The organism is Kitasatospora sp. NEAU-69 (genome assembly GCF_057158765.1).
Genome location: NZ_JBWXUE010000005.1, coordinates 26,922 through 42,523, shown reverse-complemented (window position 1 = coordinate 42,523; position 15,602 = coordinate 26,922). Strand labels below are relative to the sequence as shown.

The 15,602-nt window shown below is 72.8% G+C and carries 11 protein-coding genes; 7 read left to right on the top strand and 4 right to left on the bottom strand.

The window, feature by feature from the left end:
* Nucleotides 1-4 precede the first annotated feature (4 nt).
* Entirely contained in the window at nt 5-1,438 is a 1,434-nt protein-coding gene (locus AC060L_RS07600; protein WP_483797792.1) for a DUF2510 domain-containing protein, read from the bottom strand.
* Between the two features lie 229 nt (nt 1,439-1,667).
* Here AC060L_RS07600 and AC060L_RS07595 point away from each other — a divergent pair, with 229 nt between their 5' ends.
* The 5 genes from AC060L_RS07595 (at nt 1,668) to AC060L_RS07575 (ending at nt 6,748) form a co-directional block, all read left to right on the top strand.
* Entirely contained in the window at nt 1,668-2,780 is a 1,113-nt protein-coding gene (locus AC060L_RS07595) for a cation diffusion facilitator family transporter (RefSeq protein WP_483797791.1), read from the top strand.
* Between the two features lie 89 nt (nt 2,781-2,869).
* On the top strand, nt 2,870-3,721 hold the full coding sequence (locus AC060L_RS07590; protein WP_483797790.1) for a PhzF family phenazine biosynthesis protein: 852 nt from the start codon (nt 2,870-2,872) through the stop codon (nt 3,719-3,721).
* An 83-nt stretch (nt 3,722-3,804) separates the two neighbouring features.
* Nucleotides 3,805-4,722 carry a 5'-3' exonuclease gene (locus tag AC060L_RS07585; RefSeq protein WP_483798014.1) on the top strand — a complete coding sequence of 306 codons (918 nt, stop codon included), beginning with the start codon at nt 3,805-3,807 and terminating at the stop codon, nt 4,720-4,722.
* A gap of 4 nt (nt 4,723-4,726) precedes the next feature.
* The gene (locus tag AC060L_RS07580; protein ID WP_483797789.1) at nt 4,727-5,554 is read left to right on the top strand and encodes a methyltransferase domain-containing protein; all 828 of its coding nucleotides are present in this window, start codon (nt 4,727-4,729) and stop codon (nt 5,552-5,554) included.
* Between the two features lie 159 nt (nt 5,555-5,713).
* Nucleotides 5,714-6,748, top strand: coding sequence for a sphingomyelin phosphodiesterase (locus AC060L_RS07575; RefSeq protein ID WP_483797788.1), 1,035 nt, complete (start codon nt 5,714-5,716; stop codon nt 6,746-6,748).
* 86 nt (nt 6,749-6,834) lie between these two features.
* Here the strand turns inward: AC060L_RS07575 and AC060L_RS07570 are convergent, their stop codons facing one another.
* Nucleotides 6,835-9,645: a DEAD/DEAH box helicase gene (locus AC060L_RS07570; RefSeq protein WP_483798013.1), complete on the bottom strand. Its 2,811-nt coding sequence runs from the start codon at nt 9,643-9,645 to the stop codon at nt 6,835-6,837.
* Nucleotides 9,646-9,911: 266 nt separating this feature from the next.
* Between AC060L_RS07570 and AC060L_RS07565 the strand changes: the two genes are divergently transcribed.
* Entirely contained in the window at nt 9,912-10,286 is a 375-nt protein-coding gene (locus AC060L_RS07565) for a hypothetical protein (protein WP_483797787.1), read from the top strand.
* 13 nt (nt 10,287-10,299) lie between these two features.
* Here the strand turns inward: AC060L_RS07565 and AC060L_RS07560 are convergent, their stop codons facing one another.
* Complete coding sequence (locus tag AC060L_RS07560) at nt 10,300-11,472, bottom strand: aminotransferase class V-fold PLP-dependent enzyme (RefSeq protein WP_483797786.1); 1,173 nt, start codon at nt 11,470-11,472, stop codon at nt 10,300-10,302.
* 48 nt (nt 11,473-11,520) lie between these two features.
* Here AC060L_RS07560 and AC060L_RS07555 point away from each other — a divergent pair, with 48 nt between their 5' ends.
* On the top strand, nt 11,521-13,647 hold the full coding sequence (locus tag AC060L_RS07555; protein WP_483797785.1) for a S9 family peptidase: 2,127 nt from the start codon (nt 11,521-11,523) through the stop codon (nt 13,645-13,647).
* A gap of 86 nt (nt 13,648-13,733) precedes the next feature.
* On the opposite strand, the gene AC060L_RS07550 is transcribed toward AC060L_RS07555, so the two are convergent.
* Nucleotides 13,734-15,512 carry an alpha-galactosidase gene (locus tag AC060L_RS07550; protein ID WP_483797784.1) on the bottom strand — a complete coding sequence of 593 codons (1,779 nt, stop codon included), beginning with the start codon at nt 15,510-15,512 and terminating at the stop codon, nt 13,734-13,736.
* Between the last annotated feature and the right edge of the window lie 90 nt (nt 15,513-15,602).

Sequence of the window (15,602 nt, the reverse complement as noted above, 5' to 3'; positions counted from 1 at the left end):
GCCGTCAGGTGTTGGCGCCGCCGGCACCGCCGCCGCTGCTGCCGGTACCCGCGCCGGTGTAGTCCTTGATCCCGCTGATGATGGTGTCCATCACCGAGACGCTCGGGGCCTTGGACGCGATGTCGAAGCCGAGCCGGACCGAGACCAGGCTCTTGCCGTCGGCCGTCGGGAAGACCACCGACTCCACCGTGCCGTCGTTGCCCTGCGACGCGCTGACCTGCCAGCGGACCAGGTAGCCGCTGCGGCCGTCCACGGTGACCGGCTCGGACTTGAGCTCCTGGTGGGACTTGCTGTTCGGGTAGGAGGCGTTGGCCGCGTCCACGATGTCCTTCTTGGCGGCGGCCTGCGGGTCGGTGCCCTGGATCTGGCCGGTGTTGACGCCGCCGAGCGAGCAGGTGGTGCCGGCCGAGCCGCCGCTGCCGCCACTACCGCCGGAGCCACCCGAGCCACCGCTGCCGCCGGACCCCGTGCTGCCCGGGCACTGGTACTCGCCGATGACCAGCTCGGCCGAGCCGGTGGTGTCGGTGCCGCCCTTCCAGCCGGCCGGGATCGGGAGCGCGATGCCGCTGTTCAGGTCCGCGGCGACGCCGCTGCTGCTCAGGCCACCGCCGCCACCGCCACTGCTGCCGCCGCTGCCGCTACCGCCGCTGCCGCCGCCGAGGCCGGGGATGTTCGGGAAGCCGGGGAAGGCGTTCCCGCCATTGCCACCGCTACCGCCCGAGCCGTCGCCGGAACCGCCGCCGCTGCCGTTCTGGCCGCTGCCGCCGTTTCCGTTCTGATTACCGTTACCGTTCCCATTTCCGCCACCGGGGAACTGGCGCTTGTGGCCGGGCAGATTGCCGTTCTGCGGCGCGGCGACGGCCTGGGCCTGCTGGTTGTGGTGATCGGTCGCGAGATAGGTCACACCGGAGCCGATTCCCAGGCCGAGCAGACCGGCCACGGCGGCCGCGATCACCACCGACTTGGACATCCGCTTGAAGACGGACGGCTTCTTCGGCCGGGCATACGGATCGGCGTACGGTCCGGCGCCGTACAGCACGTCGGCCGGGCCGCCCGCCGGGAAGCCGGCCGCCGACTCGTACGGCGCGCCGCCGGGTGCGCCCTCGGCCCCAGGCTCGACCGCTTCGACCGGCCCGACCGAGTCCCCAGACTCCGCCGCCGCGCTCGGCGCTGTCGGCGCGGTCGGCGGCGCCGGGAACCGGACGGTGCCCGGGTCCACGATCTCGCCCTCGATCACGTTGCCGGTGGTGGGCAGGACGGCGGTGTGCTCCAGGTCCGGGTCCGCGGCCTCGCCGGGCGCGGCGGGGCCACCGGCCGCGCTGCTCGCCCGGGTCTCGGCGGTCCAGCCGGTGCCGTCCCACCAGCGCTCGGGCCGGGGGTGCGTGGTGGTGTCCTGCGGGTCCGGGTACCACCCGGCCGGAATCTTCGAATCGCTCACACCAGGAAATGTAGGCGGCCACGGATAAACGCGATATCAACTGAGCGGTCCAATCGGCCTATTTCGGATGAGATTCCGGTGAGAGTTGACGATCAGGGGCCGGATCGGCCCGCCCAAGGTGGAATGACAACGGTCACCAATGCAGCCTTTGGATCTTCCTCCGATCTGGGGTTCACTTCCCTTCAGGGCATCCGTCCTCGACCCCACCTGCGCTCAGGAGACGACCGCGATGGCCGGCCACACGGACCAGCAGCACGACCATGACCACGGCCACGAGCCCGGCCACGAGCACGAGCACGGGTCGGCAACCGCTCACGGCGACCACGGGCACGCCCACGGTGGCCACGGTCACAGTCACGGTCACGGCGGCCACTCGCACGGCGTGGCCGCCGATGCCGACCGCCGCTGGCTGACCAGTGCGCTCGCGTTGATCGTGGCCTTCATGGCCGCCGAGGTCGTGGTCGGCTTCGCCGCCAAGTCGCTCGCGCTGATCTCCGACGCCGCGCACATGCTGACCGACGCCGCCTCGATCGTGCTCGCCCTGATCGCGATGCGGCTGGCCGCCAAACCGGCTCGCGGCGGCTACACGTACGGCCTCAAGCGGGCCGAGATCCTCTCCGCCCAGGCGAACGGCGTCACGCTGCTGGTGCTCTCCGTCTGGCTGGGCTACGAGTCGATCGGCCGGCTGATCGAGCCACCGAAGGTCCAGGGCGGCCTGGTCCTGGTCACCGCGCTGGTCGGGATCGTCATCAACATCGCCGCCGCCTGGTGCATGTCCAAGGCGAACCGCAGCTCGCTCAACGTCGAGGGCGCGTTCCAGCACGTGGTGACCGACCTGTACGCCTTCATCGCGACCGCGGTGGCCGGCGCGATCATGCTGACCACCGGGTTCCTGCGGGCCGACGCGATCGCCTCGCTGATCGTGGTGGCGCTGATGCTGCGGGCCGGGATCGGGCTCGTCCGGGCGTCCGGGCGGATCTTCCTGGAGGCCGCACCGGCCGGTGTCGACCCCGACGCGCTGGCCGACCGGCTCGTCGTCGCGCCGCAGGTGGAGGAGATCCACGACCTGCACGTCTGGGAGATCACCTCCGGCCAGCCCGCGCTCTCCGCGCACATCCTGGTCGCGCCCGGCGGCGACTGCCACGCCGTGCGCCGTGACCTCCAGCGCCGGCTGCGCGAGGAGTACCAGATCACCCACGCCACGCTCCAGGTGGACCACCTCGGCGAGGACGACGACCAGCAGCTGCTCCAGATCACCGACGCGGCCGACGTCGTCGCGACCGTCGAGCACTGCGCCGACTCGCACGGCCCGGTCCACCGGGCCGGCCCGCACACGCACTGACGGCGCACGTACGGACGGCGCACGCACCGCACCGACCACACGCCCCCGGTGACCGGAATTCCCGGCCCGGACCGGGCGTTGCGACGATCATGACCACAGTGCTGCGGTACACCGCGTTCACCTGTTCCCCCGACGGCGGCAACAAGGCGGGCGTGGTGCCGGACGCCACCGGCCTGACGGACCAGCAGATGCTGGCCACCGCGGCCGAGCTGGGCTACTCCGAGACCGCGTTCCTCACCCCCGACCCGCAGGGCCGCGAGCGCACCTACCTGGTCCGCTACTTCGCGCCGACGCTGGAGGTGCCGTTCTGCGGCCACGCCACCATCGCCGCCGCGGTCGCCGTGGCCGACCTGACCGGCCCCGGCGATCTGGTCTTCGAGACGAAGGCGGGCACCGTCCCGGTCACCGTCGCCGCCGGTCCGGACGGCGTCCTGCGCGCGACGCTGACCAGCGTCGAGCCGCACGTGCTCGACGTCCCGGAGGCCGACGTGCAGGAGGCGCTCGCCGCACTCGGCTGGCCGGCCGCCGACCTCGACCCGAAGCTGCCGCCGCGGATCGCCTACGCCGGCGCCCGGCACCTGGTGATCGCCGCCGCGACCCGGCAGCGGCTGGCCGAGCTGGACTACGACTTCGACCGGCTGGCCGCCTTCATGACGGCTCGCGACCTGGTCACCCTCCAGCTGGTCTGGCGCGAGTCGGCGGCCGTCTTCCACGTCCGCGACCCGTTCCCGGTCGGCGGCGTGGTGGAGGACCCGGCCACCGGCGCTGCGGCCGCCGCGTTCGGCGCGTACCTGCGCGAGCTCGGCGAGACCGGCGAGACGGCCGAGCTGACGCTGCATCAGGGCGAGGACCTCGGCAGCCCCGGCCTGCTGACGGTCGAGCTGCGGGCCGGCGACCTCCGGGTACGGGTCACCGGCGCGGCGGTGCGGCTGCAGGCCTGAACGCGGCTACGCCTGAGTCCGGCTGCGCGGTGTCTTCCGTGAGAACTGTCAGTGGCGTGCGGGATGATCAGGGCGTGACCCTGATGCTGCTCGACACCGCCAGCCTCTACTTCCGGGCCTACTTCGGCGTGCCCGAGTCCGTGAAGTCCCCGGACGGCGTTCCGGTGAACGCCGTCCGGGGGCTGCTGGACTTCATCACCCGCCTGGTCCAGGACCACCAGCCCGACCAGCTGGTGGCCTGCATGGACGCGGACTGGCGCCCGCAGTGGCGGGTGGACCTGATCCCGACCTACAAGACGCACCGGCTCGCCGCCGAGCAGCCGGCCGGCGCGGACGGCGTCGAGGAGATCCCGGACACGCTCTCCCCGCAGGTCCCGATCATCGAGCAGGTGCTCGACGCCCTCGGCATCGCCCGGGTCGGCGTACCCGGCTACGAGGCGGACGACGTGATCGGCACGCTCGCCACCCGGTCGAGCGGCCCGGTGCGGATCGTCACCGGCGACCGCGACCTCTTCCAGCTGGTGGACGACGCCCGCGGGGTGGTCGTGCTCTACCCGATCAAGGGCGTCGGCGCCGCACAGTTCACCGACGAGGCCGCCCTGCGCGAGAAGTACGGCGTGACCGGCTCCCAGTACGCCGACATGGCCGCCCTGCGCGGCGACCCGAGCGACGGCCTGCCCGGCGTCAAGGGCATCGGCGAGAAGACCGCCGCCCAGCTCATCGCCGAGTACGGCGACCTCGCCGGCATCCGCGCCGCCGCCGCCGACCCCTTCTCCAAGCTCACCCCGGCCCGCCGCAGGAACCTGCTGGAGGGCGCGGCCTACCTCGACGTGGCGCCGACCGTGGTGCGGGTGGCGACCGACATCGAGCTGCCCGCCTTCGACCCCGAGCTGCCGACCGAACCGCTGGATCCGATGACGCTCGAAGCGCTCGCCGCCCGCTGGGGCCTGGGCAGCTCGCTCGGCCGGCTGCTGGACACACTCGCAACGAAGGGCAACTGAGCAGATGACATCCGAGAACGGGTACCTGTTGGACAACCGGCAGCGCGAGGCGGGCCGGCGCTTCACCGCGCTGGCCGAGCTGTTCGATCCGTGGACGCTGGAGCACCTGGACCGGCTCGGGCCGCTGAGCGGCAAGCACTGCTGGGAGGTCGGCGCGGGCGGCGCCGCGCTGCCGGCTGCGCTGGCCGAGCGGGTCGGCCCGGCGGGCCGGGTGCTGGCCACGGACATCGACACCTCCTGGCTCACCGATGCGGACCAGGATTCGCAGCGCGCCGGGTTCGAGGTGCTGCAGCACGACGTGGCCCGGGACGAGCCGCCGGCGGGCGAGTTCGACCTGGTGCACACCCGGCTGGTGCTGGTCCACCTGCCGGACCGGGCCGAGGCGCTGCGGCGGATGGCCGCGGCCGTCCGGCCCGGTGGCTGGCTGGTGATCGAGGACGCCGACCCGGCGCTGCAGCCGCTCGCCTGTCCGGACGAGCAGGGCCCGGCCGAGGAGCTGGCGAACCGGATACGACGCGGGTTCCGGGCACTGCTCGCCGATCGCGGTGTCGACCTCGGGTTCGGGCGGACTGTGCCGCGCCTGCTGCGCGCCGCCGGGCTGGTCGATGTGCAGGCCGAGGCGTACTTCCCGGTCACCTCACCGGCCTGCCGCGAGCTCGAGGCGGCGACCGTGCGCCAGCTGCGCGAGCAGCTGACCGGGCGCGTGCTGACCGACGGCGTGGCGATCGACCCGGACGAGATCGAGCGGCACCTGGCGAACCTGGCCACCGACGAACTGGACGTCACCACCGCGCCCCTGATCACCTGCTGGGCCCGCCGCCCCGAGCAGTAGCCGCCGGGTTGTACAGCCAAGATGGTTGGTTAACGGACGGGGTTGTGCAGACATCTTCCTGCCATGGAGCGCTCGGCTGGCGTTCTCCCGCGCGTACCCGCGAGTAGCTACGGTTCTCGGCTGTCAGGCACGACTGACCCGCCCTCAGGAGCCTCTTCCATGACCCTGCGTCGCACCGCCGCCGCGCTGTCCGCTGCCACCGCCGCGGCCGCCCTGCTCAGCGGCACCGCTGCCACCACCGCCTCGGCGGTGCCGGCCGGCAGCACCCTCTCGGTCTTCGCCTGGAACGTCGACCTCGGCACGCCGATCGTCGACTGGAGCCAGAACGAGCAGGCGAGCACCCGCACGCCGGTGATCGAGTCGATCATCCGTCAGCACAACGACGACGTGGTGATCCTGGACGAGCTGTTCAACGGCAGCTCGACCAGCGACATCATCAGCAAGCTCGCGGACGTCTACCCGTACCACACCCCCGTGGTCGGCCAGGTCTGCTCCGGCGGCGGCTGGAACGGGATCAGCGGCAACTGCTCGAACTCGCCGTTCGTGATCAACGGCGGCACGATGATCCTCTCGAAGTACCCGATCGCCGCCCAGTACGCGCACGTGTACAGCAACTCCACCAGCGGCACCTGGGACTACAACGCCAACAAGGGCGCTGTGCTCGCCAAGATCAACAAGAACGGCGTCACCAGCTGGGTGGCCGGCACGCACCTGCAGGCCGACCAGGACGGCACCTCCACCGACACCACCCAGGCCACCCGCCTCGGCCAGCTCGGCGAGGTCCGCTCCTGGGTCAACGGCATCGTCGGCGCGAGCGCCCCGGTGCTCTTCGGCGGCGACCTGAACGTGGAGTACTACCACGGCCAGTCCCGCGGCGACTACACCAACTCGCAGAACGCGGTCAACGGCGTGCTCGGCTCCCCCGCGCTCGACCCGAACCAGACGCTGACCACCATGGACTGCACGGTCTCCTCCTGGTGCCAGTACATGTCCGGTGTCGAGAGCTTCCCGGTCGACTACCGCGACGACCTGGACTACCTCGGCTACCTGAACGCCCCGAACCGCCCGGTCCCGCTCGCGCTGCCGACCGTCAAGGCCGACTTCGACCCGCAGTCCGGCTGGACCGCCGGCCAGCTGGACACCCAGTCCCCGAGCGACCACTACCCGGTCGAGGCGACCTTCCAGCTCGGCTGACCAAGCAGCAACAGCAGCAGCAGCAGAAAAGCGAACGGCCCGGGCAGCGAAGCCGCTGCCCGGGCCGTTCGCGTAAGCCGTCGCCGTCAGCCCACCGAGGAGTACGCGATGATGCCGCGGCGCAGCCCGTCCACCGCCTTGCGGGCGGTGCTGCGCAGCTGGGCGTCCTCGCCCGCGGCGTCCTGGATCTGGCCGAGCACGTCGATCAGCTGCTTCGTCCAGCGGACGAAGTCGCCGGCCGGCATGTCGGCGTCGCGCAGCACCGCGTCGAGGCTGTGCCCCAGCGCCCAGCGGTAGGCGGCCCAGGCGAAGCCCAGGTCGGGCTCGCGCTGGCCGACGCCCTCGGCGGTGTTGATCCGGTGCTGCTCCTCCAGCGCGTCCAGGTGGCCCCAGATCCGGACCATCCGGCCGAGCGCGTCCTTCGCCTTGCCCTCCGGCAGCCGGGGCGCGAGCGCGTCGTCGGCCTGCCGGGCCTCGTAGACCAGCGCCGAGGCGCAGGCGGCGAGTTCGGCTGCGGCAAGGTCCTGCCAGACGCCCTCGCGGATGCACTCGGAGGCGAGCAGGTCGAGCTCGCCGTAGAGCCGGCCGAGCCGCCGGCCGTCGTCGGTGACGGTGTCGCCGACCAGGTAGCCGAGGTCGGTGAGCAGGCCGCAGACCCGGTCGAAGGTGCGGGCGATGGTGTGGGTGCGCGAACGCATCCGGCGCTCCAGCACCTCGTTGTCCCGGTGCAGGCGGTGGTAGCGCTCGGCCCACCGGGCGTGGTTCTCCCGGTCGTCGCAGCCGTGGCACGGGTGCTGGCGCAGCTCGGCGCGCAGCCGGGTGATCTCCGGATCGTCGGCGGCGGCCGCCCGGCCCCTGCGGTAGCGGTCCGGCTCCAGGTGGCCGGCCTTGGTGCGCAGCGCCGAGGCCAGGTCGCGCCGGGACTGCGGGCTGCGCGGGTTGAAGGACTTCGGGATCCGCACCCGCTCCAGCACGGCCACCGGGTGCGGGAAGTCGATCATCGCGAGCCGCTTGACCTGCCGCTCGGCGGTGAGCACCACCGGGCGCGGGCCGTCCTGGTAGTCGGGGTGGCGGTGGGTGCGGGGCGAGCGGCTGACCGGCGGCAGGCCAGGGTCGAGCACCAGTGCGAGGCCGGCGAACTTGCCGGTCGGCACGTGGATGACGTCGCCCGGCTTGAGCGCCTCGATCGACTCGATCGCCTCGGCGCGGCGCTGGCCGGTGCCCTCCCGGGCGAGTTCGTTCTCCCGGTCCTTCAGCCGCCGGCGCAGGCCCATGTACTCGTCGAAATCGCCGAGGTGACAGGTCATCGCCTCGCGGTAGCCCTCCAGGCCCTCCTCGTTGCGCTGCACCTGCTTGGCCAGGCCGACCACCGAGCGGTCCGCCTGGAACTGCGCGAACGAGGTCTCCAGCAGCTCGCGCGAGCGGTGCCGGCCGAACTGGGAGACCAGGTTGACGGCCATGTTGTACGACGGCTTGAAGGAGGACTTCAGCGGGTAGGTCCGGGTGCCGGCCAGCCCGGCCAGCGCCTCGGGGTCGAGACCGCGCTGCCAGAGCACGACCGCGTGGCCCTCGATGTCGATGCCGCGCCGCCCGGCGCGGCCGGTCAGCTGGGTGTACTCGCCGGGCGTGATGTCGGCGTGGGTCTCGCCGTTCCACTTGACGAGCTTCTCCAGCACCACCGAGCGGGCCGGCATGTTGATGCCCAGCGCCAGCGTCTCGGTCGCGAAGACGGCCTTGACCAGCCCCTTCAGGAAGAGCTCCTCGACCACCTCCTTGAACCGCGGCAGCATGCCCGCGTGGTGGGCGGCGACGCCGCGCTCCAGCGCGTCCAGCCACTCGAAGTAGCCGAGCACGTGCAGGTCCTCGTCGGGGATCGCCGCGCAGCGGTCCTCGACGAGCGCGCGCACCTGGGCGCGCTCCTGCTCGGTGTTCAGCCGCAGGCCGGAGTTGAGGCACTGCTGGACGGCCGCCTCGCAGCCGGCCCGGCTGAAGATGAAGGTGATCGCGGGCAGCAGGCCCTCGGCGTCGAGCCGGTCGATCACCTCGGCCCGGCCGGGCGTCCAGATCCGGCCCGGACGGCCGGACGGCATCGAGCGGCCGCGGCCGCGCCCGGCGAACTTGGGGTTGCGGTCGGCCTCCGAACGGGCCAGGCGCACCAGCTCGGGGTTGACGGCCTTCGCGGGGTGGCGCGGGCTGGACTTCGGGCGACCGTCCACGTCCGGGTCGGAGAAGAGGTCGTACGTCCGGTTGCCGGCCATCACGTGCTGCCAGAGCGGCACCGGGCGGTGCTCGGAGACGATCACCTTGGTGCCGCCGCGCACGGTGTCCAGCCAGTCGCCGAACTCCTCGGCGTTGGAGACGGTCGCGGAGAGCGAGACCAGCGTGACCGAGTCGGGCAGGTGGATGATCACCTCCTCCCAGACCGCGCCGCGGAACCGGTCGGCGAGGTAGTGCACCTCGTCCATCACCACGTAACCGAGGCCGTTCAGCGTCTGCGAGCCCGCGTAGAGCATGTTGCGCAGCACCTCGGTGGTCATCACGATCACCGGCGCGTCGCCGTTGACCGAGTTGTCACCGGTGAGCAGGCCGACCTTGGCGGCGCCGTAGCGCTTGACCAGGTCCGCGTACTTCTGGTTGGAGAGGGCCTTGATCGGCGTCGTGTAGAAGCACTTGCGGCCGCCGGCCAGGGCCAGGTGGACGGCGAACTCGCCGACGATGGTCTTGCCGGAGCCGGTCGGCGCGGCGACCAGCACCCCCTGGCCGGATTCCAGCGTCTCGCAGGCCTCCAGCTGGAACGGGTCGAGCGGGAAGTCGTAGAGCTCCTGGAAGCCGTGCAGGGCGGTGGCCTGCTCCTTGGCACGTCGGCGGGAGGCCGCGTAGGCCTCGGCCGGGCTCATCGCGTCGTCATCGGACAACGGGGCGCTGCTCCTGGTGTGGTGGTCGGGACGAGGGTCTGTCTCGTGGTGTTCCAGCATCTCAGCCTGAGGTTACCCGGCAGGGCTGACATTGATCGCACCGATTTATTGCCCGTAAATGGGCGGCTTCGATCAACATCGATCAGAGTCTGTCCAGCTGTAGCCACTCGTCAACACAGCGTTGTCGCCCTCCCTAGAGTCGGGGCAGCCGACGACGACCTGACCCACGACCTGACCTGGAGAACAGCATGGCGAATCTGGAAACCGCCCTGAAGGAAGCGATGACCATCGAGGGCGCGATCGGCGTCGCCCTCGTCGACTACGGCAGCGGCATGGCGCTGGGCGCGCTCGGCGACGGCGCCCAGCTGGACCTGAACGTCGCCGCCGCCGGCAACACCGACGTGGTCCGGGCCAAGATGCGGACCATGGAGATGCTCAATCTGCACGACAACGAGATCGAGGACATCCTGATCTCGCTCAGCAACCAGTACCACCTGATCCGGCCGCTCACCACGAAGACCGGCCGCGGGCTCTTCCTCTACCTCGCGCTCGACCGCGGCCGGTCCAACCTCGCCATGGCCCGCCACCAACTCAAGATCATCGAAAGCTCGTTGGAGGTCTGAGCCCACCACGGACTCAGAGCAGCGCGCGGATCCCCTTGGCCAGCCGCTCGTACTCCTCGGGCCGGTTGTAGACCTGGGCGCTGACCCGCAGCACCCCGCCGCCCGCCCAGGGCCGCACCGCGATCCGGGTGCCGAGCCGCTCCAGCGCGGCCGTCATCAGCGGCCGCACCTCATCCTCGCGCTCCGCCACCCCGACCGGCAGCCGGACCGCGCGCATCGAGACGCCCGGTGAGGCCGGCAGCGCGGGCAGCCCGGCCAGCTCGACGAGCAGCCGCTGCCCGTACGCCGCGAGTTGCGCGTTGTGCTCGCGCACCCGGGCCACGCCCAGCCGGTCCAGCACCGCCAACCCGGTCGGCGCGGCCAGCCAGCCCGTGTAATCGACCGTCCCGCGCCACTCCACGTTGAGCGGGAACCCCTCCTGGTGCGCCCAGGAGTACATCAGCGGGCGGATCCGGTCGCGCCACTGCTCGGCGACCGCGAGCACCGCGGTCGGGCGCGGGGCGAACGCCCACTTGTGCAGGTTGCCGAACCAGAAGTCGGGCCGGGCGACGTCCAGTTCCGGATCCAGCATGCCGGGCGCGTGCGCGGCGTCCACCATGGTGATCACACCGCGCTCGGCGAGCGCGCGCAGCAGCGCGGGGGTGGCGACCTCCCGGGCGGTCGGCGAGGTGACCCGGTCCAGGATCGCCAGCCGGGTGCGCGGGCCGACGGCGGCCAGCACCGCCTCGGCGACCGCCTCGCCGTCCGCGTCGAGCGGCAGCGCGACGGTGCGCAGCACCGCGCCGCACTCGACCGCCCGGCGCTCGGCGGCCAGGTTGACCACGCCGTAGCCGTGGTCGGTCACCAGCAGTTCGTCCCCCGGCTCGAACGGGATGCTGTCCAGCGCCACCGCGACCGCCTCGGTGACGTTGGTGACCAGCGCGAGGCCCTGCGGATCGGCGCCGAGCGCCGCGGCGATCGCGCCGCGGGTCGCGATCACCCGGTCGGGCAGCTGCTGGAAGAAGCCGTCGGGGTCGGCCTCCTGCTCGTCCCGCAGCAGGGCCTGGGCCTGCCGGACCTCGATCGGGACGGTGCCGTAGGAGCCGTGGTTGAGGTGGGCGACGGCGGGATCGAGGGCGAAGAGCGCAGCGGCGCCCTCGATCGGCGCCGGCGGCTCGGCCTGGTCAAGTGATGTGTGACATTTCACACTGCATAGTTCTAGCCGAACCACCGCTCACACGGCAACCATCGGGCCGTGACCGACGCAGAGAGCCCCCGACTCCCCGACCGCTCAGGCCCCGCTGGCCCACTCCCCGATGGCCCACTCCCCGATCAGTTTCTCGCGCTGAGCGCCCGCACCGGCCGCTTCGGCTTCGGCGCGCCGCGCGCCTTCACCTTCTCCTCGGACGGTACCCGGCTGCTCTTCCTGCGGTCCACGGGTCCGCAGGATCCCGTCGACCGGCTCTGGCTGCTCGACCTGACCAGCGGTCAGGAGCGCGAACTGGCCGACCCCGCCGCGCTCGCGCCCGGCCGCACCGGCGCGGTCGCCGATCTGCCCGTGGTGGAGCGCCGGTTGCGCGAGCGCAGCCGGCTCTGGGCGCCGGGCATCGGCAGCTACGCCGGCACCCCCGACGCCTCCGCCGCCGTCTTCACGCTGGACGGGCGCCTGTTCCGCGTCACCGAGCTCGGCGAGTGCACCGAACTGCCCGTCGCCGGACCGGCCTTCGACCCGCGCCCGAGCCCGGACGGCAGCCGCACCGCGTACGTCGCCGACGACGCGCTCCACCTGACCGGCGCCGCCGAGCCGCTCAGCCCGCCGGACGGCGCCCGCTGGGGCGTGGCCGAGTTCGCCGCCGCCGAGGAGCTGAACCGGCACCGCGGCCACTGGTGGTCCCCCGACGGCAGCGCGGTGCTGGCCGCCCGGGTGGACGAGTCCGCGCTGCCCCGCCGCCACTTCGCCGACCCCGCGCACCCCGAGCGCCCGGCCGAGTCCTTCGCCTACCCGCAGGCCGGCGGGCCGAACGCGGACGTCCAGCTCTGGGTGCTCGGCCTGGACGGCGGCCGGGTACGGCTGGACTGGGACGCCGAGCGGTACCCGTACGTCTGCGCCGTCGCCTGGGAGGCGGACATCCTGCTGACGGTCGCCGACCGCCTCCAGCAGACCGTGCTGCTGCTCAGCGCCGACCCCGCCACCGGCGCGACCAGCGAGCTCTCCCGCACGGTGGACGAGTACTGGGTGGACGACCTGCCCGGCACCCCGGCCCGGCTCGCCGACGGTCGGCTGCTCACCGCCGCCGACACGCCCGACGGCAAGGTGCGGGCGCTCGCCGTGGACGGGAAGATCATCAGCCCTGACTCGCTCCAGGTGCGCCGGGTGGTCGGCCGCGTGGGCGACCGGCTGCTGATCGAGGCGGGCGAGGGCGATCCGGCCGACCAGCAGGCCTACCTGCTCGACCCGACCGACGGCGGCGTGCAGCAGCTCACCTCGGGGCCTGGCGTGCACTCCGCGCTGGCCGCCGGTGACAGCCTGCTGGTGACCTGGGCCTCGCCGTCGGGCATCCGGCGCCGGGTGCGGCGCGGCGAGCTCTCGATCATGCTGACCGACCTCTCCGAGCCGCTGCCCTACCTGGTCCGCCCCAAGCTGGCCCGGGTCACCGAACACCGGCTGCCGACCTCCGTGGTGTACCCGAGCGGGCACGTCGCCGGGCAGCGGCTGCCGGTGCTGCTGGACGTGTACGGCGGTCCGGGCTTCCAGGCGGTGGCGAACGAGCCGCGCCGCTGGCAGCTGCGCCAGTGGTGGGCCGACCAGGGCTTCGCGGTGGTCACCACGGACAACCGCGGCACGCCGTACGTCTCGCCGGCCTTCAGCAAGGCGGTCTTCCGCGGCTTCTCCAAGGTCACCCTCGACGACCAGGTCGCCGCGCTGCTCGCGCTCGGCGAGCGCGAACCGGATCTGGACCTCGGCCGGGTCGGCGTGCGCGGCTGGTCCTACGGCGGCTACTTCGCGGCGATGGCGGTGCTGCGCCGCCCGGACGTCTTCCACGCGGCGGCGGCCGGCGCCGCACCGACCGACTTCCGCACGTACGACACCGCGTACACCGAGCGGTACCTGGGCCTGCCGGCCGAGAACCCCGAGGGTTACGCGGCGGACTGCCTGCTGACCGACGCACCCACGCTGAGCCGTCCGCTGCTGCTGATCCACGGCCTGGCGGACGACAACGTGCACCCCTCGCACACGCTGCGGCTCTCCGAGGCGCTGCACCGGGCCGGCCGCCCGCACAGCGTGCTGCCGATCCCGGGGCTCAGCCATCTGACCCCGAACGGCGCGAACGAGCGCATCACGGCGGCCGAACTGGCCTTCCTGCGCGGCGCCTTGGGCTGAGGCCCCGCACGGTCACCGAGGGGGCGGGCTCTCAGAGCCCGCCCCCTCGATCTCGTGTTCAGGTGGTCCAGCTCAGGTGGTCCGGGTCAGGTGGTCCGGGTCAGCGTCAGCAGGCCACCCTGCGGGACCTCGACCGTGAGCTCGGTGGCCGAGGGCATCGTGGCAGTCACCTCGATCACCGTGCCGAGGCAGTCCCGCACCGAAACCAGCAGCCGCTCCTGCGGCTCGGCGAAGGTGAGCCGGACCAGCGGGTCGGTGTCGGCGTTAGCGACGAGCAGCAGGTCGAACCCGCCGGTGACGTCGATCGGCAGCGCCGCGTACCGGCCGAACGCGAGCGTGCCGCCGTCGCGGGCCTCGATCAGCGGGTAGCCGAGCTCGGGCCGGTGCGGCCGGAACTCGCCGCGCTGCAGCAGCTCGACGTGCTCGCGCGCGACCGAGAGCCAGAACCGCAGCGCCGCCAACTGCTCCTCGCTCTGCGTGCCGAGATCCACCGAGACCTGCGGCGTGGCGAACAGCACCGACTGCAGCAGCACCGCGATCCCGACCGGCGACTCCTCCGGGTGCCAGGTCAACGGATCGGCGTGGACGGCCAGTTCACCGGCAGTCAGCCGCAGGTCAGCCGTCCGCTGGCGGTTCTCGGCCGCGTTGTGCGGGCAGTCGGTGGCCCGCACCATCGTCGCGTACGGCCACAGCCCCGGGCCGACGTACGGCTGCCGGTGCTCCACCAGCACCGCCGGGCGGGCCGCCCGCAGCCGCGCGTCCAGATCGGCCAGCAGCAGCCGCACCCCTTGTGCCACCGCCACCTGGTCGGTGGCGTGCCGGGCGAAGGTGTCGATGAAGTCGATCTTGAGACCGTCCACGCCGTACCGCTCCACGCAGGCGCTCAACCGGTCCACCAGGTGCGCGCGCACCTCGGCGTCGGCCGGGTCCAGCACGGCCGTCTCCAGCTGCGGCAGCCTGGCCAGCGTGCGGTCCGCGAACCGCCGGCCGGCCTCGCTGCGGTCGCCGGCGAACGGCAGCGCGTGCCAGAGCAGGTAGGCCAGGCCGAGCGCCTGCACCCGCTTCACATGGCCGGCGAAGTCCGGGAACGGCCCCTCGGCGGGCTGCCAGTCGCCGGTGGTGGCGTACGAGCGGGAGACCTCCTCGGTCTGCCAGCCGTCGTCCACCAGCAGCGCCCGGAAGCCGAGCGGGGCGGCCAGCGCGGCGAGCCGCTCGGCCTCGGCGGCGGTGATCTCCAGGTGCCGGACGTACCAGGTGCAGAAGACCGGCTCGAAGGCCGCGGCCGGCACCCGCACGGCGCGCGGCTCCCCGACCTCGGCCCACCAGCTCGCCATCTCCCGGACGGTGTCGGCGAAGTGACGTCCGGTCAGATCGAGCCGCAGCGCGAGCGGGCCGTCGTGCTCGACCCAGAGGCTGAAGTCGCCGGTCTCCTCCACCGCGCCTTCGCCGATGCTCACCGGCAGCACCCGCTCGGCGACCGCGTACGTGCACAGGGCCGCGTCGCCGGCCCCGACCAGGCTGCCGACCGGCACGCCGGCGGAGAGCGAGGCGGTCCGCGGCGTGCGCCAGGAGGGCGGCAGCCAGCGCGAGTTGGTGTCCGGGGTCCAGAGCGCGGCGGCGCCGGTGCAGGGCAGCCGCCACTCCACCCGGACGCGCACCGGCAGCTGGTCCGCCGGATCGGCGGCGCCGGCCGGCGCGGCCTCGATCAGCAGCAGCCGCTCGGTGCCGGTGACCCGCACCGTCAGATCGTCCGCGCCGATCACGGTGGCCCGCACCCGCAGGCCCGGGACCTCGGTCGGGATCTCCCGGGAGTACTCGGCACGGTGCGAGGGCGGCGCGCTGCCGTCCCAGCTCAGAGGGGACACGGGAACTGCCTTTCGTAGAGGTTCTCGCTGGACCCCGGACACGCCGGAGCCCGGACATGCTGGAATCCGGACATGCTGGAGCCCGGCCGG

Coding starts and splice junctions, on each gene's coding strand:
- AC060L_RS07595 (WP_483797791.1), top strand. CDS start 1,668: ATGGCCGGCCACACGGACCAGCAGCACGACCATGACCACGGCCACGAG.
- AC060L_RS07590 (WP_483797790.1), top strand. CDS start 2,870: ATGACCACAGTGCTGCGGTACACCGCGTTCACCTGTTCCCCCGACGGC.
- AC060L_RS07585 (WP_483798014.1), top strand. CDS start 3,805: ATGCTGCTCGACACCGCCAGCCTCTACTTCCGGGCCTACTTCGGCGTG.
- AC060L_RS07580 (WP_483797789.1), top strand. CDS start 4,727: ATGACATCCGAGAACGGGTACCTGTTGGACAACCGGCAGCGCGAGGCG.
- AC060L_RS07575 (WP_483797788.1), top strand. CDS start 5,714: ATGACCCTGCGTCGCACCGCCGCCGCGCTGTCCGCTGCCACCGCCGCG.
- AC060L_RS07570 (WP_483798013.1), bottom strand. CDS start 9,645: ATGAGCCCGGCCGAGGCCTACGCGGCCTCCCGCCGACGTGCCAAGGAG.
- AC060L_RS07565 (WP_483797787.1), top strand. CDS start 9,912: ATGGCGAATCTGGAAACCGCCCTGAAGGAAGCGATGACCATCGAGGGC.